Raw genomic sequence first — 19,951 nt, 5'->3', positions numbered from 1 at the left:
CTCAAACAAAAATGATGTAATTTTATTATATACAGCTATTTATGTTGATTTATGCCGGTCTTTTTAAATTTAAAAGAACTAATAGTCCCGATGCTTAACCTTAAATAGAGTCACTTCACCCTAATGAAAGGTAAAGTCTGGTAATACCTTTATTAAACTCTTACTTTTTTTTGTAACTTTCGGGTAAATAAATTACAATTCATGCGCATTAGACATCTACTTTCACTAATTATTCTGATTTTAAGCATTGGAGAATACTCTTATGCGAGAGAATCTGATTATAGAAATTTAGGAACTAAAGATGGATTTTCGAATCTGACATGTTATTCTATCTTCAAGGATTCAAAAGGTTTTATCTGGTTTGGGATGAATAATGGATTAAATCGTTTTGATGGAGTAAATGTAAAAGTATATCCCGAGTTTGAAGATTCTCAGATTTTTTCTATTTCGGAAAAAGATAACTATTTATGGATTGGTTCAAGTAACAGATTAAAACGTATGAATCTAGTGACTGAAAAAATTGATGAGATTTTATCTACAGATGAAAAATCGTCAATAAAAGGTGTACGTGATTTGTATATTAGTGATGATAATATCCTTTATATTGCAAGTGAAACAGGATTATACATGTATCGGGATGGAAAGTTAGAACATCACATATTTGAGTCTAATGTACTTTCATCTGCTAATTTTATATTTTCAATCGTTGAAGAAAAGAAGGATTCGTATTGGCTGATAACGAGAAAGGGATTAATTCATTTTAATCCAACTAATAAGAGTTCTGAATTATATACATTAAATAATGCAGCTCAGCTTGCAAAACAAGCAAGCTTGGTGTTTACCGATAATACCTTATATATAGGTTTATTTCCTGAAGGAATTATAGCATTCGACTGTAAATCGAAACAGATGGATGTGCTTAAAGATTTTAAGGGAATAGATGTTTCGAAATTAATATATGAAAAACCCCTAATATACGCTGCTACAGGAAAAGGGTTAAAAACTATTTCCACTTTGACTAATAGAGAAGTTTCAATTGATGATGTTTTAGATATTCCTAATAATGTAAGGATAAACAACATTAGTTCTTTATTGAAAGTACAAAACGGATATTGGGTAAATGTTTTTCAAGGAGGTATTTATTATATTGAAACCCTGAAAAGAAAATTCGAAGTATACAGCCAACCTTCATTACAATATTCAACAAAAGGAAATACTATAAGATCATTTTGGGTCGGCAAAAATGAAATATTAGTTGGTACTAAAGAGTACGGATTAGATTATATATCAGAAGATCGGGCTTTTGTGAAAAAATTCACATCTAAATCGACTCCTGAATTACCGGGTAACCTTATTCTTTTTATAAAACCATATAATAATAAGTACTTAATTGGAACATATACAGGATTAACTGTATTTGATCCAAAGACTTTAACATTCTCATCTTTTTCTGATGAAAAAGTTTTTCAGGAGAATACAGCGTTCTATTACTGCGAAGAGGATAAAAATAATAATCTGTGGTTTGCTACAAATAAAGGTTTAATTAACTACAATACAAAGAACAGAACGTTAAATAAGTATCTGGGAATGAGTACCGGTGTAATTGCCGGAGATATTAATCTTATTTATTGCGATTCAAAAAATAGATTATGGATTGGAACAACCTCTGGAGTTCATTTATTAGATATCCCTTCCGGTATCCTAAAAAGTGATATTTTCCCTAAAGTTGAACCTTTAAAAGAAGAAATAAAATACTTTTTTGAAGATAGCAGGCATTTTATCTGGATATGCACGCAAAAAGATGGAGTTATCAGGCTTAACCAAGAGCTTACTGAATTAAAAACATTCTCAACTCAGAATATCTTACCTAATAATGTAGTATCTTCGATAATAGAGGATAAAAATAATAATTTGTGGTTTGCTACATTAAGTGGTATCTTAAAATTTAATCCGAATACCGAGAGATATCGATTATTCGGATACTCTGATGGTATTACAAATTCTTTTTTCTACAATAGAGTACAATATGACAGTAAGGATAATACTATTTGGTGGGCTAATGGAGATGGGCTACTTACTGCAAATTTAGATCATATCGATGATAAGTCATTCTCAATACCTCAAATTGTTTCTATTACTATATCAGGTAAAAAAATGTCGCTCATCAATGACGAGAATGGAAACAGGATAACACCCGAATATATGCAATCTCTGAGTTTAGAATCTGGCGAAAACACAATCCGTATTGCATTTTCTTTGCTTAATTTTTCATTTTCTAAAGGCTCATATGAATATATGTTAGAGGGGTACGACAAAGACTGGCAAAAAAGTATCGAAAATGATGAAATTGAATATTCTAATTTAGCTGCAGGCTCTTACTTGTTGAAAATCCGAGAGTTTGGTAAGCCTGAAAGCGAACGCTCGGTAAAAATAAGAGTCTCTGAGACATTCTTTTCATATATAGTAATATTTCTGGCGATTATATTTATAGTCTTTATAGCTTTTATTATTTATTGGAAAAAAATAAGAGTTGCAAAAACTGAGAATGTAGCAGTAGTATCAGAAACACCCCAAGAGGTTGTATTAGAGAATAAGCCAAAATATAAATTTTCGAAGACAGATAAAGAACGGTTAGAGAAAATATATAATGAACTAATTGAATACATAAAGGCTAACAAACCTTATACAAATCCCGATTTGAAATTATCAGATCTCGCATCTGAAATAAACTATCCTCCATACGAATTATCAAAGATGTTTAGTTTGTATCTTAATAAGAATTATTATGATTTCATAAATGAATTCAGAATTAATTTATTTAAAGAATTGGCCGATTCAGGTGAATATAAAAACTACACATTAATGTCTATTGCCGAGCAATGTGGATTTAAGTCTAAAAGCTCATTTTATGGAGCATTTAAGAAGATAATGAATACAACTCCTAATGAGTATATTAAGAGATAGATTGTTTTTCTAAATTTATTCGAACTCGTCTATACCTATAATAAGATTTTGCATTTCAGTGCGTTATCGTTGTTTTGTTCCCTTACAATTTACCAATACAAATCTGCCATAGATTGTCTCAAAAAAAACGTCAGAACAGCTTTTCTTTGTTGTCTATAAATTTCTTTACGGACAGAATAATGTCTACATATTAGTTATTTTAATATTATAGTTAAGCTCTACATTGTGAATGTTCAGAATAGGGATCATCTATTTGAAATATTTATGTGTATATGGTCTTAGCTGATTATTCTGATATTCTAATTGTGTCATTCATATCTATGTCTTTAATAGAAAGAAATATAACCTAACTTCTAAATATGCCTATGAAGAATGATACCGATGAAAAGAAACACATGTTGTAATGTTCTATTATCAAGAAAAATGTTAATCACCTTTCCTCATTATATGTATAAAATACAATAATGCTAATACAAAAATTATAATTATGAAATGGAATTTAAAATCTAATTTACCATCGAGTAAGGTATTTTTAATGTCTCTTGCTTTAGGTTGTATACCTATGGTCTCTTTGCAGGCTAAAGCTGAGATAAAAGACATTTTAGCCGAAAATCAGACAACAAAATTAATAAAAGGAAAAATAGTAGATACCAAAGGAGAACCTCTAATTGGGGTTAGTGTGGTAGTGGTGGGAGCTACAACGGGAACAGTAACAGATTTGGACGGAAACTTTTCAATAAATGTACCCAATGACAAGTCTCAAATAAAAGTATCTTATATTGCCTATAAAGATCAAATTATTAATATCGCTAATAGATCAGTTGTAAATATTACACTAGAGGAGAACTCCGAAGCACTGGACGAAGTTGTAGTGGTTGGATATGGTGTACAGAAAAAAGCATCGCTTACAAGTGCTATCTCTCAAATAAAAGGTGAAGATGTTTTTAAAGACAGAGGTATTGGCAACCCGACTGTGGCACTACAAGGAGAGGTTCCGGGACTTTCAATCACCAGAACATCGACACGTCCGGGAAATGAAGGCGCTGAGATGAAAATTAGAGGAGACATATCCGTAAATGGAAAATCAAGTCCTCTGATTCTAATAGATGGCATGGCCGGATCTCTGGACGAATTAAACTCGATGGATGCCAATGATATTGAAAATATTTCCGTATTGAAGGATGCTTCTGCAGCTATATATGGAGCTCGTTCTGCATCCGGTGTTGTCTTAGTAACAACCAAAAGAGGAAAACAAGGAAAAGCTCAAATATCTTATAATGCTTCATTTAGTAGAACTATAAATGGGATACAACCACCTATTACAACCAACAAGGAATGGTTAGATATGTTTTACGAAGCCCAGTATAATGATGCTGCGGCAAACAATCCGAAATTGACCGATCCAAAAGAAATTCATCAGAACATCAATTGGTGGATATTTAACTCTTTCGGCGGTACAACAATAGATGGAAATCCGACAACTTACGTAGGAGAATCCTTGTTCAATGCCTTACGAGAAGGTAAATCATTGACATTGCAACGGGGTAGTAATATTGACCGTTGGGAACCTGATAATTATATGATGGATTATTTGTATGGTCAGGCTTCCTCCCAAAAACACTCGGTTAGTATTGCAGGGGCTGATGATAAATTCGGATATAGGATATCGTTGAGTTATTCGGATAATAATTCACAACTAAAGGTTGCCGAAGACGGAGAGAAGAAGTATGGTGCACGCCTGAATATGGATTATCAGGCGACATCTCAATTGAAAATAGAATCGAACATTTCATACGAAAAACGCGATATTATTAATCCTAGTACAGATGTCGGTGCCGGCTATTTCGATCCATGGTTCTGGGCTGTTTATAATGAAAAAGGCGATGCTTATGACACCTTTAGCGGTAACAGAAACCCTATTGGCGGCTTAACCCAGGGTGGACGCAATAAAACAGGTTTTATTACATTCAGAGGAGGGATGAAAGCAACCTATGATTTATCTAAATATCTTCAGGGGTTATCGGTCTCAGGCAGTGGCGCATATAAAACTGTAGAAAAGAACTTCCAAGAGCAGAAAAACAAAGTACAGTATTATGACTGGACAGGAAATATGACAGGTAACAAACAGGGTCCTGGCTCTTTGAAAGAAGAACTGGAAAAATGGGAGAATATCACATTAGGAGGATTCGTTAATTACCAACGTACATTTGCTGATGTACATAATGTTAGTGCCATGTTGGGGATGACAGCCGAAGAAGAAACATACAAAAAAGTAGGAGCAAAACGTAATCAAGGTCAGATTTATCCTGGTTCAGATCTTACTGATTTAGATGTTTGGGTTAGTGGAACTAACAACGAGGCATATGGAGGTCAGAATTCTTGGGGATTTATATCTTATATTACCCGTTTAAATTATAATTATTCTGACAAATACTTATTTGAATTTCTTGCACGCCGCGATGGTTCTTCAAAATTAGCAGAAAACCAACGTTGGAAAAATTTCTACTCGCTATCCGGAGGATGGGTTATCTCAAATGAAAATTTCATGAAAGATATACATGTCCTTGACAATCTGAAAATACGATACAACTATGGTAAGACTGGAAGTGTAGAGGGTATAGACAATTACGAACGATACGCAAGAATATCTACTGGGAATGCTCTTTTTGGAAAAGACCCTACGAATCAAACTTCACTTTGGTTGACAGGTATGACTTCTGATCTTCGTACATGGGAGACCATCAATAGCCACAATGCCGGTTTGGACTTCGGATTTCTTCGCAACCGCCTAAGAGGTTCGTTCGATTACTTTGTAAAAACAAATACAGGTATGTTTATCGATGTTACCTATCCTGCTGTTTTAGGAGCATCTGCACCGAAAACAAATAATGGTAAATTTAGAGCCAGAGGTTGGGAGTTAGCTCTTAATTGGAATGACAAAATAGGACAGGTAAGATATAACTTCGGAGCTTCTCTTTCTGATGCATGGTCAACCGTAATGGAACTTACCAATAACGAGAACGTACCTAATCCCGGAAAAAACGAAAATCGCTTAGTAGGAAAACCCAGACAAGCTATTTATGTATATAAAACAGATGGAATTTTCCAGACTCAGGAAGAGGTCGATGCTTATTATGCAAAATATTACTGGAATGCAGATCACTCCGGGCCTAAATCAAACAATATTATTCCGGCTCCGAAAGAAGCAGGAACCAGTCAGTTACGTCCCGGAGCTCGTAAGGTTGTAGATCTCAATGGGGATGGATCTATAACCAAAGATGATCTATATTATGCCGGTGATATGGCTCCCCGTCTAATGTTTGGTTTTAAGGCAGGATTAGAATGGAAAGGTATTGATGTACAGGCATTCTTCCAGGGTGTAGGCAAGCAAGTTGTATTAAGAAGTGGATATTTGGCTGCTCCATGGATGACCAATTATGTATTACAAAACAACACTTTCTTAGGGAAGATGTGGAGCGAGAACAACACTAATACAAATTATACCATATCGTCACGTGATCAGAATTTCAACAAATGGAATTATGAAAATAAGGATGTTCTGGTACAAAACAACAAGTATATCCGTTTGAAATCTTTAATCATTGGTTATACGCTGCCTAAACACTGCCTGACAAAAGCTGGAATCAATAAAGTCAGAGTTTATTTCTCTGGTGATGATTTGTGGGAATGGTCAAAAGTGAAAGACGGATACGATCCTGAATATGGAGAAAATTCTAATAATACATTCCCTTTCAGTCGCTTGTTAACTTTCGGGCTTGATGTCACATTCTAAACCTATAAAAATTATATGTATGAAATCTATAATAAATAAAATATTCCTACTATCGGTATTAACTATGTCGTTATCTGCCTGTAGTGATTTCCTCGATAAAGAGCCGTTATCTCAGGGTACAGAAAATATCGTATTCAAAACTCCTGAACATTTCAAGCAGGCAGCTAATAATCTATATAAAATGGAAGGTTGGAAAGATTACAATGATAAGGCAACTTATTATAAAATGGATCAGAACCTAGATATTTCAGGATTAAGCAGCAACGGAGGTAATTCAACTCCTGAAGATAATTTTCAGTGGAATAAACCATATGAACATATCAGAGGCTGTAATATCTTATTACAAAAAGCAGAAGAATATACAGGAGACGCTTCTGAAATAACACAATCAGTGGGTACAGCCTATTTCTTTAGAGCTTGGCAACACTTCTATCTATTACAAATATTTGGAGGTGTACCTATATTAGACCACACACCAACACTCTCAGATCCTGTACTGAAAGGGTCTCGGAATAGTAGATATGAAGTCACAAACTTCATTATAGCTGACTTAGAGAAAGCAATATCTCTTTTACCTGTTGAAAAGAATATTCCGGATGTAGATAAAGGAAAAGTAAGCCAAGAAGCTGCCAAAGCATTCTTAGCAAGAGTTTTGCTTTATGAAGCAACTTGGGAAAAATATGCCGAGAGTGTTTCTAACTTCGATGGTGATGGAAGTTCTGTCGGAGCAGGTGCAGCAAAACCAGAAAACTATCCGTCAATCACATCTATGTTAACACAATCGAAGAAGCTTTCGGGTGAAGTTATCACAGAAGCTGAAACCGGGACATACCAACTTTGGAACGAATGCGATTCTCTCAGTTATTATTATCTTTTCAACATAGATGATAAAGGCGGAAACATTCCTAATTTTAAAGGAAAAGGAAAATCAACTAATAAGGAATTTATTTTTAGCGCCAAATATGATTATGATTTAAGACGAGGAGGAATTAACCTATCTCATACTGTAGCTGTATGGGGGGCAACTAATATTAGTACTCAGTTTGGAGAATCATTCTTATGTCGTAACGGATTACCAATACGGGTTAGTTATACAGGTAATATTGCTGATGCTCAAAACAATTCTGAATTTTTAGGTTATAAAAACTTTGTTGACGAATACCGCAATCGAGACTACCGCTTTGTAGGATCCACATATCTACCGGATCGTACGACATGGAGCAGTCGTTCCGAAGATGGACGTCAATTAACAGCAACAGGGCAACCCTACCCCGAACCGGTTTTTCCTCAACCATCAGAAAATCTTAATCTTAAAGACCCTGCTTACAGTAGTAAACGTGCTGTATTTATACCAACCATCAGAGGAAATAGTACATTTAGCTCCTATGGTAGCCGTAAATTCATGATTGAAGGAGCAGGTAGATCCGATAATACAGAGTCGGCAGACTACCCTCTTATACGTTTGGCCGAAGTGCACTTAATTTATGCCGAAGCTACTTGTGAATTAAATAACGGATCTATTTCTGATGCCGACTTAAATTTTTCGATAAATAAGAACCGTGCTCGTGCAGGTGTTGCTCCACTAACAAATGCTTTAATTGCAAATGTTTGGGATGCTGGATGGTGGGATCATAGCCTAGGCAAAACCGTTTGTAAGAAAATGAATATGCTTGACGAAATCCGCAGAGAAAGAGCATGTGAATTATTCGGTGAAGGTTTTCGTTTAGATGACCTTAAGCGCTGGGGTATCGCCCATATCAACCTGACCGGACAAAAATTAGGCCGTCATATTTACAATACTGCTTATATGACAGCAAAGGCGAATGACGCAACTTATTTTGGTGAACCAGCATATTATCCCGAAAAATACCCATTATTATATGGAATTTATTTAGGTGGAGGAGAGAATGATCCTGATTACGGGCGTTCGATTGCAACTTTAAGTGGAAATTTATTATTCAGAGAACGTGATTATCTGGCTCCGGTTCCATTACAGCAAATACGATTAAATCCGAATTTGAAACAGAATCCGGGATGGTAACTTTGATTAATCCTGAAATAAACTCTCGGAGGAGTAAATAATCTTGCTTATATCTATAAATAGTATTGTTTAAAATATTTTAACAATACGAACAACACTAAAGTTCGATGAAAGGATAAATATTGAAAGATACTTTTGATCCTGACATCGAACTTTATTTTAATCTTGATAATATGGCTGATCTGGCTAGAATGAAAACAATGGTTAATGCGAAGCAGGAACCTTTTTCTATTACATTTTTCTGATTAAGGAGATCGGTTCCTGAAAAATGACATTTAGGATGTAATCCTATAAAATAGAATAAGCTGCTAATAAATAGCAGCTTATTACTTGTTTTGCGGAAGCGGGGGGATTCGAGGTAACTACTTAGTGTTGTGCCGTTTCACCACTAAACAAACTGCTATTTAGTCGCATTGTAGATATTCGAACAATTGAAAAATTATAAAAGTTGCCATTAATTTGGACGAATCAATATTTATTAAACGCTTGATTTATAGTTGATAATTCGAAAAGGACTATTAGTTATTAATATTAATAATTAGTAGTTATGAATTTCAATGTAAATTTCATTGTCAGACCTGCAAAAATGAACAAAGCAGGTTATTCTCCACTTGAAGTATCAATCATTATTGGGAAAGAAAGAAGTATTCTCACATTACCAAGAAGGATAAAACCATCCAATTGGAATCAATCTTTCCAAATGGTAGATGGTGAAGATGACGAAGCGAAAGAGGTTAATGAATTTATTAATGCATCTCGATTGAAGTTGTATGCTTGTCAATCTAAGCTTATGTCTCAAAACATACCTGTTACAATCGAAACAGTAAAAGATGCATTTACAGACAAGATAAAGGATAAAAACACTTCATTGGTTACTCTATACCAAGAACACAACACAGAATACGAAGCAATGTACAAAGCTGACTCTATAACCTATGCAACTTATCAAAAGCATACAACGACACTAAAACACCTTCGGGCTTATCTAAAGGAAAAATATGATAGGGTTGATATCCAAATGAGTGAGATAAATAAAACCTTTGTCGATGGCTTTTGGAACTACATTAGAGTTAATCGTAAAATTCAAAATAATACTTCTGTCAATTATATGAAGAACTTTAGAAAAATCTGTCTCAGAGCCTTCAATGATGGAATTATTGAGAGAAATCCATTCTCAAGTGTAAAACTCCATATTGAGCCTGTAGATGTTGATTTTCTAACAATGGCAGAGATAAAAGCTATTCATAATAAAGATTGTCATTGTAGCAGGCTCAATACAGTTAAAGACATATTTGTATTTTGTTGCTTTACGGGTCTCGCCTATATAGATGTTAGAGAACTGAATGTAGAGAAACATTTGATAACTGATGATAAAGGCAATCTATGGATAATGAAAAAAAGAGAAAAAACAGGCATCATGTCTAATATCCCACTATTGCCAATTGCCAAAGAAATCTTAGAAAAACATAATTATAGGCTATTTGTACCTTCCAATCAGAAGGTTAATGCCTACTTAAAAGAAATTGGTGTTTTGTGTGGGATAAAAAAGCAATTACATTTCCATGTCGCAAGACACAGTGAAAACTTTTTTTAGCTATTAATCAACAGATTACACGACCTTCGTTTTAAAACAGGTAACGATTTAGAAACGAGCCTATGCTTTTGAATTATTCCTTTCTGAATCAGAGTTTTAAAACTAAATAAATTCAGAATAGGTAACGGATAAGTAATGAGATAACTTCATCAATTTGCTCCGCTTTGAGCAGGTTGATTAGCCTCCGACAAAGATAAAATAAATCTTCAAATGATACATTATATAAATCTGTAATTTATATTTAATCTGAAAAATGTATTATAAATATGATTTATGGATCTAATATAAACTTATTGCGCCTTGTTTTGTTTGCTAATTTTGTTTACATTTACACTTGTAATAATATATGTAATATGGATGAGGGTTCTAAAATAAATAGATCTAAAATAAATAAGCTAATGCAAGAATATCCCAAAGGTCTTGTACTATTATCTTCTTGGCTTATTTTGAAAGGATATCCGTATGAATTACAACAGCAATACCGTAGAAGTGGATGGATGAAGTCAATAGGAAAGGGTGCAATGCTAAAATCGGGAGATTCACTTTTATTGTCTGGTGCACTCGCGGCATTGCAATCACAAGCAAACATAAATATCCATATAGGAGGTCGATCTTCATTAGAGTTAAATGGCAGTGCTCACTATCTGCAATTAGCCTCACCCGAGGTAACCTTATTCGTTCTGGGTAAAACAAAATTACCTTCTTGGTTCATAAATAATAAATGGGATATAGATTATAGAATATTTAAAGTATCCTTATTCAGGGATGATACTATTGGCTTAGTACACTATCAGGACACTGGATTAGATATGAAAATATCAAGCTCAGGGAGAGCAATGCTGGAATGCCTATCACTATGTCCTACTATATTTTCTCTGACTGAGGCTTATGAATTAATGGAAGGATTATCTACATTGCGCCCAAAACAAGTGCAAGAGTTATTAGAAGATTGTAAATCGATAAAAGCCAAAAGGCTATTTCTTTATTTTGCCGAGCGAGCCAGGCATACTTGGTTCAAATATCTAAATCTAACAAAGATAGACCTTGGTTCCGGCAATCGTAGTCTTGCTAATAATGGTATATTAATCCCAAGATATAATTTAGTATTACCCAAAGATTTCTCATAATGAAAGATACATATAAAAAGCAAGTATTACTCTTACTAGACATATTACCAGAAGTAGCGAAAGAAGAAGTATTCGCTCTTCATGGGGGGACAGCTATTAATCTATTCTGCCTGAATATGCCACGCCTATCGGTTGACATAGACCTTACCTATATCCCAGCTAGCGAAAGTCGAGATACGGATCTACAGAATATACGATTAGCGCTTGAAAGAGTTAAAGATCGATTGAGAAAACAAATACCCAATATAGATTTTACTGATCCAGCCAGGGCTGAAGAAGAATTAAAATTGATTTGTACGACTCCCGAAGCAATGGTTAAAATAGAAGTAAATCAAATCAACCGAGGAACAATTGCGGAAACAGAATTAAAAGTATTGTGTGATAAAGCACAGGAGGTTTTCGATAAATTTTGTGAAGTTAGAACTGTTTCTCAAAAACAATTATGGGGTGGGAAAATTATCGCAGCACTAGACAGACAACACCCACGAGATTTGTTTGATGTAAGAAATCTGATAAATGAGATAGGCTATTCGACGGAAATAAAAGAAGGATTTATATTCTTTCTTTTATGTAGCAAGCGTCCTATGCAAGAACTATTAAATCCTCACCTAATTGATCAGTCTCTCGTTTTTGAAAGTCAATTCAAAGGTATGACCGATAACTCTTTTGAAGACAATGAATTTAAGAATACTAGAGAACTACTTATTAAAATGGTCAATGAATCTCTAACAAATGAGGATAAAGAATTCTTATTAACCTTTTCTAAAGGAGAGCCAGATTGGACAAAAGTTAATTATGGTAAGCTTCCCGCAGTAAGATGGAAGCTTTTAAATATTCAAAAATTGAAAGATAATAATCCTTCAAAATATGCCGAGCAAGTAGATGCTGTTAGGCTAGTTCTGTCCTTATCTTAAGTGAATTGAAAGAAAATGAAAATTGAAGATAACAAACTAAATAGTGAATATTTCATTACTAACAATGGTGAAAAATCACTAGCTAAAATGATAAAGGGAATCTTACCTGTAAAAGCTGATTGTTTAGATTTTCTTGTAGGATATTTCTATTTTTCAGGGATAGAAGAAATTTACAAAAATATCTCTGATAAAAAAATGAGAATTTTGGTGGGGCTGGAGATGGAGAAAGATCTTTTAAATAAAACATCAGAGATTGATTTTTTACATAAGAAGCAAAAAAGCTCTCGTCTCGAAATTCGAAATGAATTTAATTATTCCCTGGTTGAGCTATTTAATAAAACAGATTTCTTTGAAGGGAAAAAAGAAACTGAGGCTTTTAAAATATATTATGAAAAAATCAAGAACGGAACATTAGAAATCCGAAAGACAAAAGAACCTTGTCATGCTAAGATGTATATATTCTCATACAAAGATGAATTTTCTGAAGAAGGAGAAACTCCTGGTACAGTAATTACAGGATCAAGCAATCTCACATATAAAGGGCTACGTGGACAAAATGAAATCAATGTGAGGTTCCAACATAAAACAGAATTTCATGATGCACAAAATATTTTCAATACTCTTTGGCAAAGTGCAATTGTTATAGCAGATAAAGATCATATTAATGACTTCGAAGATGGAGTAATCAAACATATTTGGTATGAAAAATTGCCATCCCCATATCTTCTCTATTTAAGAGTATTATATGAATATTTCAAAATAGATACCTCGAGAAGAATACGAACTCCACATGACATAAACAAAAAATTCTTTAATCTCAAATATCAAGAAGATGCAATTCGAATGGCGATATCCATCATTGAAAAACATAATGGAGTTATTGTCTCGGATGTAGTTGGTTTAGGTAAAAGTATTATTGGTTCAACTGTTGCTAACAATTTGAACTTAAGAACTATTATCATTTCACCTCCACATTTGAAACAGCAATGGGAAGATTATATTGATGAGTTTAAAATCAATACTGCTCGTGTATTTAGTCGTGGTGTAATATCCAAAGCTTTAGAACATTATCAAACAAGAACGGATGAGAATGAAGAATGGCTTATTGTAATTGATGAAGCACACAATTATCGTAATGAATTTACCCTAGATTATGGTATGCTTCATGAACTTTGTCGGGGAAATAAAGTTATGCTCTTAACTGCAACTCCATTTAATAATCAGCCTTCGGATATTTACTCAATGATAAAATTGTTCCAGATTCCAACTAAGTCAACACTTCAAACAGTAAATAATCTGGGATATAGTTTTCGACATTTAATCAATGTATATAAAAACTTAAAGAAAAAGCAAAAGGACAAACAGCTCTCAGAGGACGAATTAAAATTAGAGATAGAGAGTATAGCTCAGCAAATAAGAGCAATAATTTCTCCTTTAATCATTCGGCGATCCCGTTTAGATTTAGATGCGATTCCTGCTTATAAAGAGGATCTAAAGAAGCAAAAAATTGAGTTTTCAAAACCTGCTCCTCCAAGACTATTAGATTATGATTTGAATAATCTTCGAAATTTATACATTTCAACATTAGAGCAAATTTCACGTAAAGGTGCCGATGAAAATATAGATATGCAAGATTATAACTATTCTGATGATATATACGATGAAAATATACCTTTGAATCTTTTTCATGCTACAAGATATAAGCCAATTATGTACGTTAAGCCAGAGTATGATGAAGAGGTTAAAAAAACAGTAGAAAAAGCGGGGTTTGAGTATAATCTTTTTAAAGGTGCCCAGCGAAATCTTGCAAAATTCATGAGAACATTACTTGTGAGGCGTTTCGAAAGTTCTCAAATAGCTTTCCGAATATCGTTAGATAATATGCTTTCCAATCATAAAAATATAAAAAAATGGATTGAAAAAAGGCAAACTATACCTGTCTTTAAAAAAGGAATGTTACCTGATATTGAAGCCATGTATGAGTCTACGAATGACATTATACCAGAGATGGTTGATGATGAAATAGATGCTGCTATTGAAAAACTACAAACTAGAGGATTATTTGAAATTAAAACAGAATATTTAAAAGATAGTTTTTTCGATGAATTAGATTCTGATATCGAAATATTACAAAATCTGAAAAGTGAATGGAATAAAGTCAATAATGACCCTAAGCTAAATGAATTTATCAATATCCTTAATGAACAGTTAGCTAAAGATCCTGAACGAAAAATAGTTGTATTTAGTCAATTTGCTGATACTATTGACTATTTGGATAAAAAGTTAACAGAAGCAGGACTTCCTGTGTTTTCATACACTGCAAATAAAGCCACTCCACGCAATAAGGAAATAATAAGAGCTAATTTTGATGCTGGATACGAAGTCTACAAGCAACAGGATACATATAAAATATTAGTCGCAACAGATGCTATTTCTGAAGGATATAATCTCCATCGAGCAGGGACTATCTTTAATTATGATATCCCCTATAATCCAACACGGGTTATTCAACGAATTGGACGTATTAATCGTATCAATAAAAAGATGTTTGACGAATTGTATATCTATAATTATTTTCCTACAGATATCGGAGAAAGTGAGATTAGAGTTCAGGAAATTTCAACATTGAAAATGGCTATGATTCATGCAATAATGGGTGAGGATACTAAAGTTTTGACTTCCAATGAAGAGTTACGAGCATTCTTTATAGAACAATACAAAACTATTATCGAAAATGACGAACGAAAATCGTGGGATACTGAATATCGTGCAGAATTAGATACAGTGCTCTATTCTAATGAAATGAGAGAGGCCTTAAACCTCCCCTTACGGACAAAAATTCGTAGAAGGGCATCTCTCCCCGAAGATGGAGTTTTGGTTTTTGCAAAAAAAGGTAATGACTTCGTTTTTAAATATTCTAATGACGAAAATAAACCTTATGACAGAACTCCAGAAGATGCTTTCAGACTATTGAAAACAAGCAAAGAAGAAAAACCTTATAAACCTTCAGAGACATTTGATAATACATTCAATATAATAAAGTCAGCCCTTTTTTCTGATGATTCGGAAAGTGATACAGAGAAAATAAAAAGAGATGCATTAGATAAAGTGAGATTAATGATACAAATGAAATCCTGTGAAAATGAATATCTTGAAGATCTAAAAACAGCAGTAGAATTAGATGCAATTTCAGGTTATGCTTTACGGTTAATAAATCGAATGAAACCGTCAGAGTATGTTGCTTTACCAGACAAAATATCTCGTACTTATATTCTAAAGGCATTACGTACTTATGATAATATATCACATGGCACTGAAACTCTAATTCTTGCAGAAGAATTTGAAAGTGACAGCATTACTTCGAAAACAAATGAATTATTCTAAAATATAAACGATATGTATAATTTCAGTAACAGTTACAATCGCGACAATTTTGTAAGCTTTCTTGAAAACAATTTTCTTCCCGAAGATTTCGAATTAAAAGAAGAAAAGCTGAACTTGAATTTCTCTCCAAAGTTTACCTCTTCAGTTACAAGATTGGGTAAATGTAAAAGTTTAGAACTTGAAGTTTTTGAGGTAGAGCATAACTCTACACACGACGCTCGTGTTGGAATTTCGAGAGATGCTTTTCAGGTGATGCAAAAGAATAGTTATTGTAATAGGGCTTTAGTTGCTTTTATCCCTAAGGGAGGGACACAATATCGTTTCTCGTATCTCCAGATAGATGCTGAACTAAAAGATCATTCTGCTCGAATAGAACGAAATTACTCAAATCCAAGACGATACTCATACTTGTTAGGAAATGAAACAGGTGGCTATACCCCAAATGAATTTTTATTAAAAAAAGGTAGAGTAAAGAATAAAAAAGATTTAGTAGAGAGATTTTCCGTAGAAATTCTTACAAAAGCATTTTATCAGGAATTATATAATTGGTATGAAAGAGCCATACAAACTGTTAAATTTCCAGGAGAATTTCATTTGGAAACTGAAGATGAACGTATTGAACATCGCTCAAAAAATGTGATTCGTTTGTTAACTCGCTTATTATTTGTTTGGTTTTTGAAACAGAAAAATCTTATTCCTAATGAGCTGTTTGATATACAGTTTCTCAATAATGAACTAGTCAAAGACTTTAATCCAAACCTCAAATCGGGATTATTTGCTGAAAAATCCAATGCAAGTAAATACTATAAAGCCATATTACAAAATCTTTTTTTTGCTACTCTCAATTGTCCTATTACACCCCAGAGTAAAGAGGATAGCCGAACTCGAGAATTTAGGAAAATGGATTGGTATGGACAGGCATTCGGCTCTGATCACTTGATGCGGTACGAAGAACTATTTATCAAACCTGAGCTATTTTTAGAATTAGTAAATGCAAAAGTTCCTTTCCTTAATGGAGGATTATTTGATTGCTTAGACAACAAGCAGGATGGTGTGTACATTGACGGATTCTCAGATAATTTACCGAGTCCCAATCTCCTAATAGTTCCCGATTTTTTATTTTTTGGAGATAAAAAAAACATTGATAGCTTAGGTCTGATAGATATTTTACAAAAATATAATTTTACGGTTGAAGAAAATACACCTTTTGATCAAGAAGTATCTCTTGATCCTGAGTTACTCGGTAAAGTTTTTGAAAACTTACTTGCCAGTTATAATCCTGAGACCAAAACCACAGCTCGTAAGCAAACAGGATCATTTTATACGCCACGTGAAGTTGTTCAATATATGGTGAACGAAAGTCTTATTTCTCATCTCAATCAAGTTGTAGGCGAGGTATATGAAGAAGAGTATCGCAAATTAATGTTATATTCCGAAGAAGATCTAAATTTGAGTAATGAAACTAAACAATTAATAATTCAAGCAATACAAACCTGCAAAGTGTTAGATCCAGCTTGTGGATCAGGGGCCTTTCCTGTAGGAGTATTACAACAGATGGTGCATATTCTCTCTCAATTAGATCCTAAAAATGAGATTTGGAAGTCATTAATTCTTCAGGAGTCGATGAAGGAAATAAGTTCAACATTGAAAGATTATTCTGTTGAAGAACGAGATGAAATTCAAACAGATATTAATCGAAGCTTTGATGACAATATCAATAGTCCAGATTATGCTCGTAAATTATATTTGATAGAAAAATGTATCTATGGTATCGATATTCAAAGCATTGCAGTTCAAGTATCCAAGTTGCGTTTTTTCATATCATTGATTGTAGACCAACGACCAACTACTAAGCCAGAAGACAACTTTGGTATTCGACCACTGCCTAATTTAGAAGCCAAATTTGTTGCAGCCAACTCACTGATTGGACTACAAAAGACAAAGGATCTCTTCAATACTCCTGAATTAGAAAAATTACAAGAAAAATTGATTCAGGCAACTCACCGTATATTTGGAGCCAAGAGTAATAAAACTAAGAATAAGTATAGAAGACGTGTGCAAGAACTACAAAGTCAGATAGCAGATACACTAGAAAATTTGCGTGTCGTAGATAGTCACAATGCTGTATTAATGCAACAATGGAAAATGTTTGACCAAAATGCTTCTTCACCATTTTTTGATTCAGAATGGATGTTTGGGGTAAAAAATGGTTTTGATATAGTGATAGGAAATCCTCCTTACATTTCCACAAAGGGAATTTCTACGGCAGAAAAGAAATCATATGAAATTGAGTTTGGATTTTCAGATGACACATATAATCTATTTACCTTTAAGGGCATGAGGCTTACAAAAGAGAATGGGTCAATTACATACATCATACCAAAAACTTTTTGGACAACACAGACAAAAAGAAATATGCGTGAATTAATTTTAAAGAACTCAATTCGCTATATTTTTGATACTGCAAATCCTTTCGATTCAGTGATGGTAGATACCTGCATAATACAAGTCGTCAAGAAGCCGTATACAGAAAGCCATAAAGTGAACTTCTTGGATGGAAGTAAAAATCTGAAAGATCCAATATTTTTTCCTAGCATAGCTCAAAAAGTTTATCGTGAGACACAAAACTCCGTTCTTTTTAAGCCTACAGAATATAATATAAAGATCCACAATCGCTATGGCAAGAAAGTAAAAGACTTATATGACCAGTGGTGGGACAAAATAGAAACCAGTAAAAAAATTACTCAAAATGCAGCATTACTAGAAGAGTATAGAAGGAGCCTAAAACCGGGAGATGTTGCATTACTCGGTTGCTTAACCGAAGGTGGACAAGGATTGGCTACTGCGAACAATGGCAAATATATCGCTATACGGAAGTCTACCAAATGGGCTGCCAATATCACGAACTCTCGTCCCAAGAAGCTAGTAGAGGTCATGACTAGATATAAAATATCCAATAATGAATTGGCCGGGCTTTCACCAATTGAGTTTTTGACACAACGAACCGAAGAGGAAATTGCCATTAAATTCGACCAGTTAAAAGAAAAATATGGACGAGATATTTTTGGACAAGGGTATATATATCGACTAATTGAAGATAATGAAATTGCTGATGTAGACACTCTTACAGATGATGAAAAGGAAAATGGTATTGATACTTCTAAAAATTATTACGTTCCTTATGATAAGGGAGATAAAGATGGTAATCGTTGGTATTTAGAAACTCCATTTGCAATTGCATGGTCTAAGGAAAACGTCCAGTTTTTGAAGACAAACTCCGGTAAAAAAGGACAAGGTATGCCTGTTGTCAGAAACCCTCAATTCTATTTTAGGGAGGGGTTTTGTTGGAATAATATTCTTAATCCGCAAGCTCGATTACTGAAAGCTAAAATAAAGTCCATCTCAGTAAATGATGTTGGTTCGATGTCACTATATTCAGCATATAGCTATAGTCCTAATTTTTATATTGTTACTGCAATTAATTCTAATTTTCTATTTACATACTATAGAGAATTTATAAATTGTACCGTGAATATTCAAATAAATGATATTCGTCAACTACCAATAATAATTCCAACAGAAGAACAATTGAATATTTGTAAACAATTGTTTGACAGTATGATATATTTAAAATCTTCAACTTCTTCTCAAAATGACAAGGAAGATGCTGATCTATTAGAAAACAAACTGGATTCCTTTGTTAGTGAATTATATTCTATATAGTTCGCTAACAGTTTTGTCCAATCTATTTTGAATTTTAATCAAGAAGTTATCTGCTTCTTGGGACGTTAGTAATGATGCAAACTGTTGTTTTTTTATCTCTTCCGCAGCAATAAATATATTATGAAATATATCTAATTCCTGTTCTGATGGTATCACTATAGGCAACTGTCTTGCATCATTTATTTGAAAATGAGATGTGTTATTTATAAAGTTGTCAACATACAAGCTAATAAAATGTGAGTTGATAAGACACACGTAATACCAATCTGGTAAATTTAAGGTAGTGAATAAACTCATACTTAACACATCAAAAACGCACTTTTCTTTCAAGCGAGCTTTCAAAAAGGTAGAGTTAACATCTATCCAACAAAATCCCTCCCTAAAATAGAATTGAGGGTTTCTGACAACAGG

At 33.6% G+C, this 19,951-nt stretch carries 8 protein-coding genes; all 8 read left to right on the top strand.

The window, feature by feature from the left end:
* Positions 1–201 precede the first annotated feature (201 nt).
* Positions 202–2,964, top strand: coding sequence for a ligand-binding sensor domain-containing protein (locus K322_RS0104560; protein ID WP_026625817.1), 2,763 nt, complete (start codon positions 202–204; stop codon positions 2,962–2,964).
* 487 nt (positions 2,965–3,451) lie between these two features.
* Positions 3,452–6,757: a SusC/RagA family TonB-linked outer membrane protein gene (locus K322_RS0104555; protein WP_035331334.1), complete on the top strand. Its 3,306-nt coding sequence runs from the start codon at positions 3,452–3,454 to the stop codon at positions 6,755–6,757.
* A 19-nt stretch (positions 6,758–6,776) separates the two neighbouring features.
* Entirely contained in the window at positions 6,777–8,798 is a 2,022-nt protein-coding gene (locus K322_RS0104550; RefSeq protein ID WP_026625815.1) for a RagB/SusD family nutrient uptake outer membrane protein, read from the top strand.
* A 547-nt stretch (positions 8,799–9,345) separates the two neighbouring features.
* A complete protein-coding gene (locus K322_RS0104545; RefSeq protein ID WP_026625814.1) occupies positions 9,346–10,392 on the top strand; it encodes a site-specific integrase in 1,047 nt (348 codons plus the stop codon).
* Between the two features lie 266 nt (positions 10,393–10,658).
* Positions 10,659–11,519, top strand: coding sequence for a type IV toxin-antitoxin system AbiEi family antitoxin (locus tag K322_RS0104540; RefSeq protein ID WP_084158508.1), 861 nt, complete (start codon positions 10,659–10,661; stop codon positions 11,517–11,519).
* The gene (locus tag K322_RS0104535; protein WP_026625812.1) at positions 11,519–12,433 is read left to right on the top strand and encodes a nucleotidyl transferase AbiEii/AbiGii toxin family protein; all 915 of its coding nucleotides are present in this window, start codon (positions 11,519–11,521) and stop codon (positions 12,431–12,433) included. Before K322_RS0104540 ends, K322_RS0104535 begins: the two co-directional genes overlap by 1 nt.
* Positions 12,434–12,448: 15 nt before the next feature.
* Positions 12,449–15,817, top strand: coding sequence for a helicase-related protein (locus K322_RS18565; protein ID WP_051290636.1), 3,369 nt, complete (start codon positions 12,449–12,451; stop codon positions 15,815–15,817).
* A gap of 12 nt (positions 15,818–15,829) precedes the next feature.
* On the top strand, positions 15,830–19,540 hold the full coding sequence (locus K322_RS18560; RefSeq protein WP_051290635.1) for an Eco57I restriction-modification methylase domain-containing protein: 3,711 nt from the start codon (positions 15,830–15,832) through the stop codon (positions 19,538–19,540).
* Positions 19,541–19,951: the final 411 nt, after the last annotated feature.

This window comes from Indolivaga capnocytophagoides DSM 22835 (assembly GCF_000426485.1).
Classification (GTDB): Bacteria; Bacteroidota; Bacteroidia; order Bacteroidales; family Dysgonomonadaceae; genus Dysgonomonas_A; species Dysgonomonas_A capnocytophagoides.
Note: the sequence above shows the minus strand (reverse complement) of the source record. Positions and strands in the feature narration are given on the sequence as shown.

What these genes read in the sequence shown, in the direction of transcription:
- K322_RS0104550 (WP_026625815.1), top strand. Translation starts at nt 6,777, where the DNA reads ATGAAATCTATAATAAATAAAATATTCCTACTATCGGTATTAACTATG.
- K322_RS0104555 (WP_035331334.1), top strand. Translation starts at nt 3,452, where the DNA reads ATGAAATGGAATTTAAAATCTAATTTACCATCGAGTAAGGTATTTTTA.
- K322_RS0104560 (WP_026625817.1), top strand. Translation starts at nt 202, where the DNA reads ATGCGCATTAGACATCTACTTTCACTAATTATTCTGATTTTAAGCATT.
- K322_RS0104545 (WP_026625814.1), top strand. Translation starts at nt 9,346, where the DNA reads ATGAATTTCAATGTAAATTTCATTGTCAGACCTGCAAAAATGAACAAA.
- K322_RS0104535 (WP_026625812.1), top strand. Translation starts at nt 11,519, where the DNA reads ATGAAAGATACATATAAAAAGCAAGTATTACTCTTACTAGACATATTA.
- K322_RS18565 (WP_051290636.1), top strand. Translation starts at nt 12,449, where the DNA reads ATGAAAATTGAAGATAACAAACTAAATAGTGAATATTTCATTACTAAC.
- K322_RS18560 (WP_051290635.1), top strand. Translation starts at nt 15,830, where the DNA reads ATGTATAATTTCAGTAACAGTTACAATCGCGACAATTTTGTAAGCTTT.
- K322_RS0104540 (WP_084158508.1), top strand. Translation starts at nt 10,659, where the DNA reads ATGATTTATGGATCTAATATAAACTTATTGCGCCTTGTTTTGTTTGCT.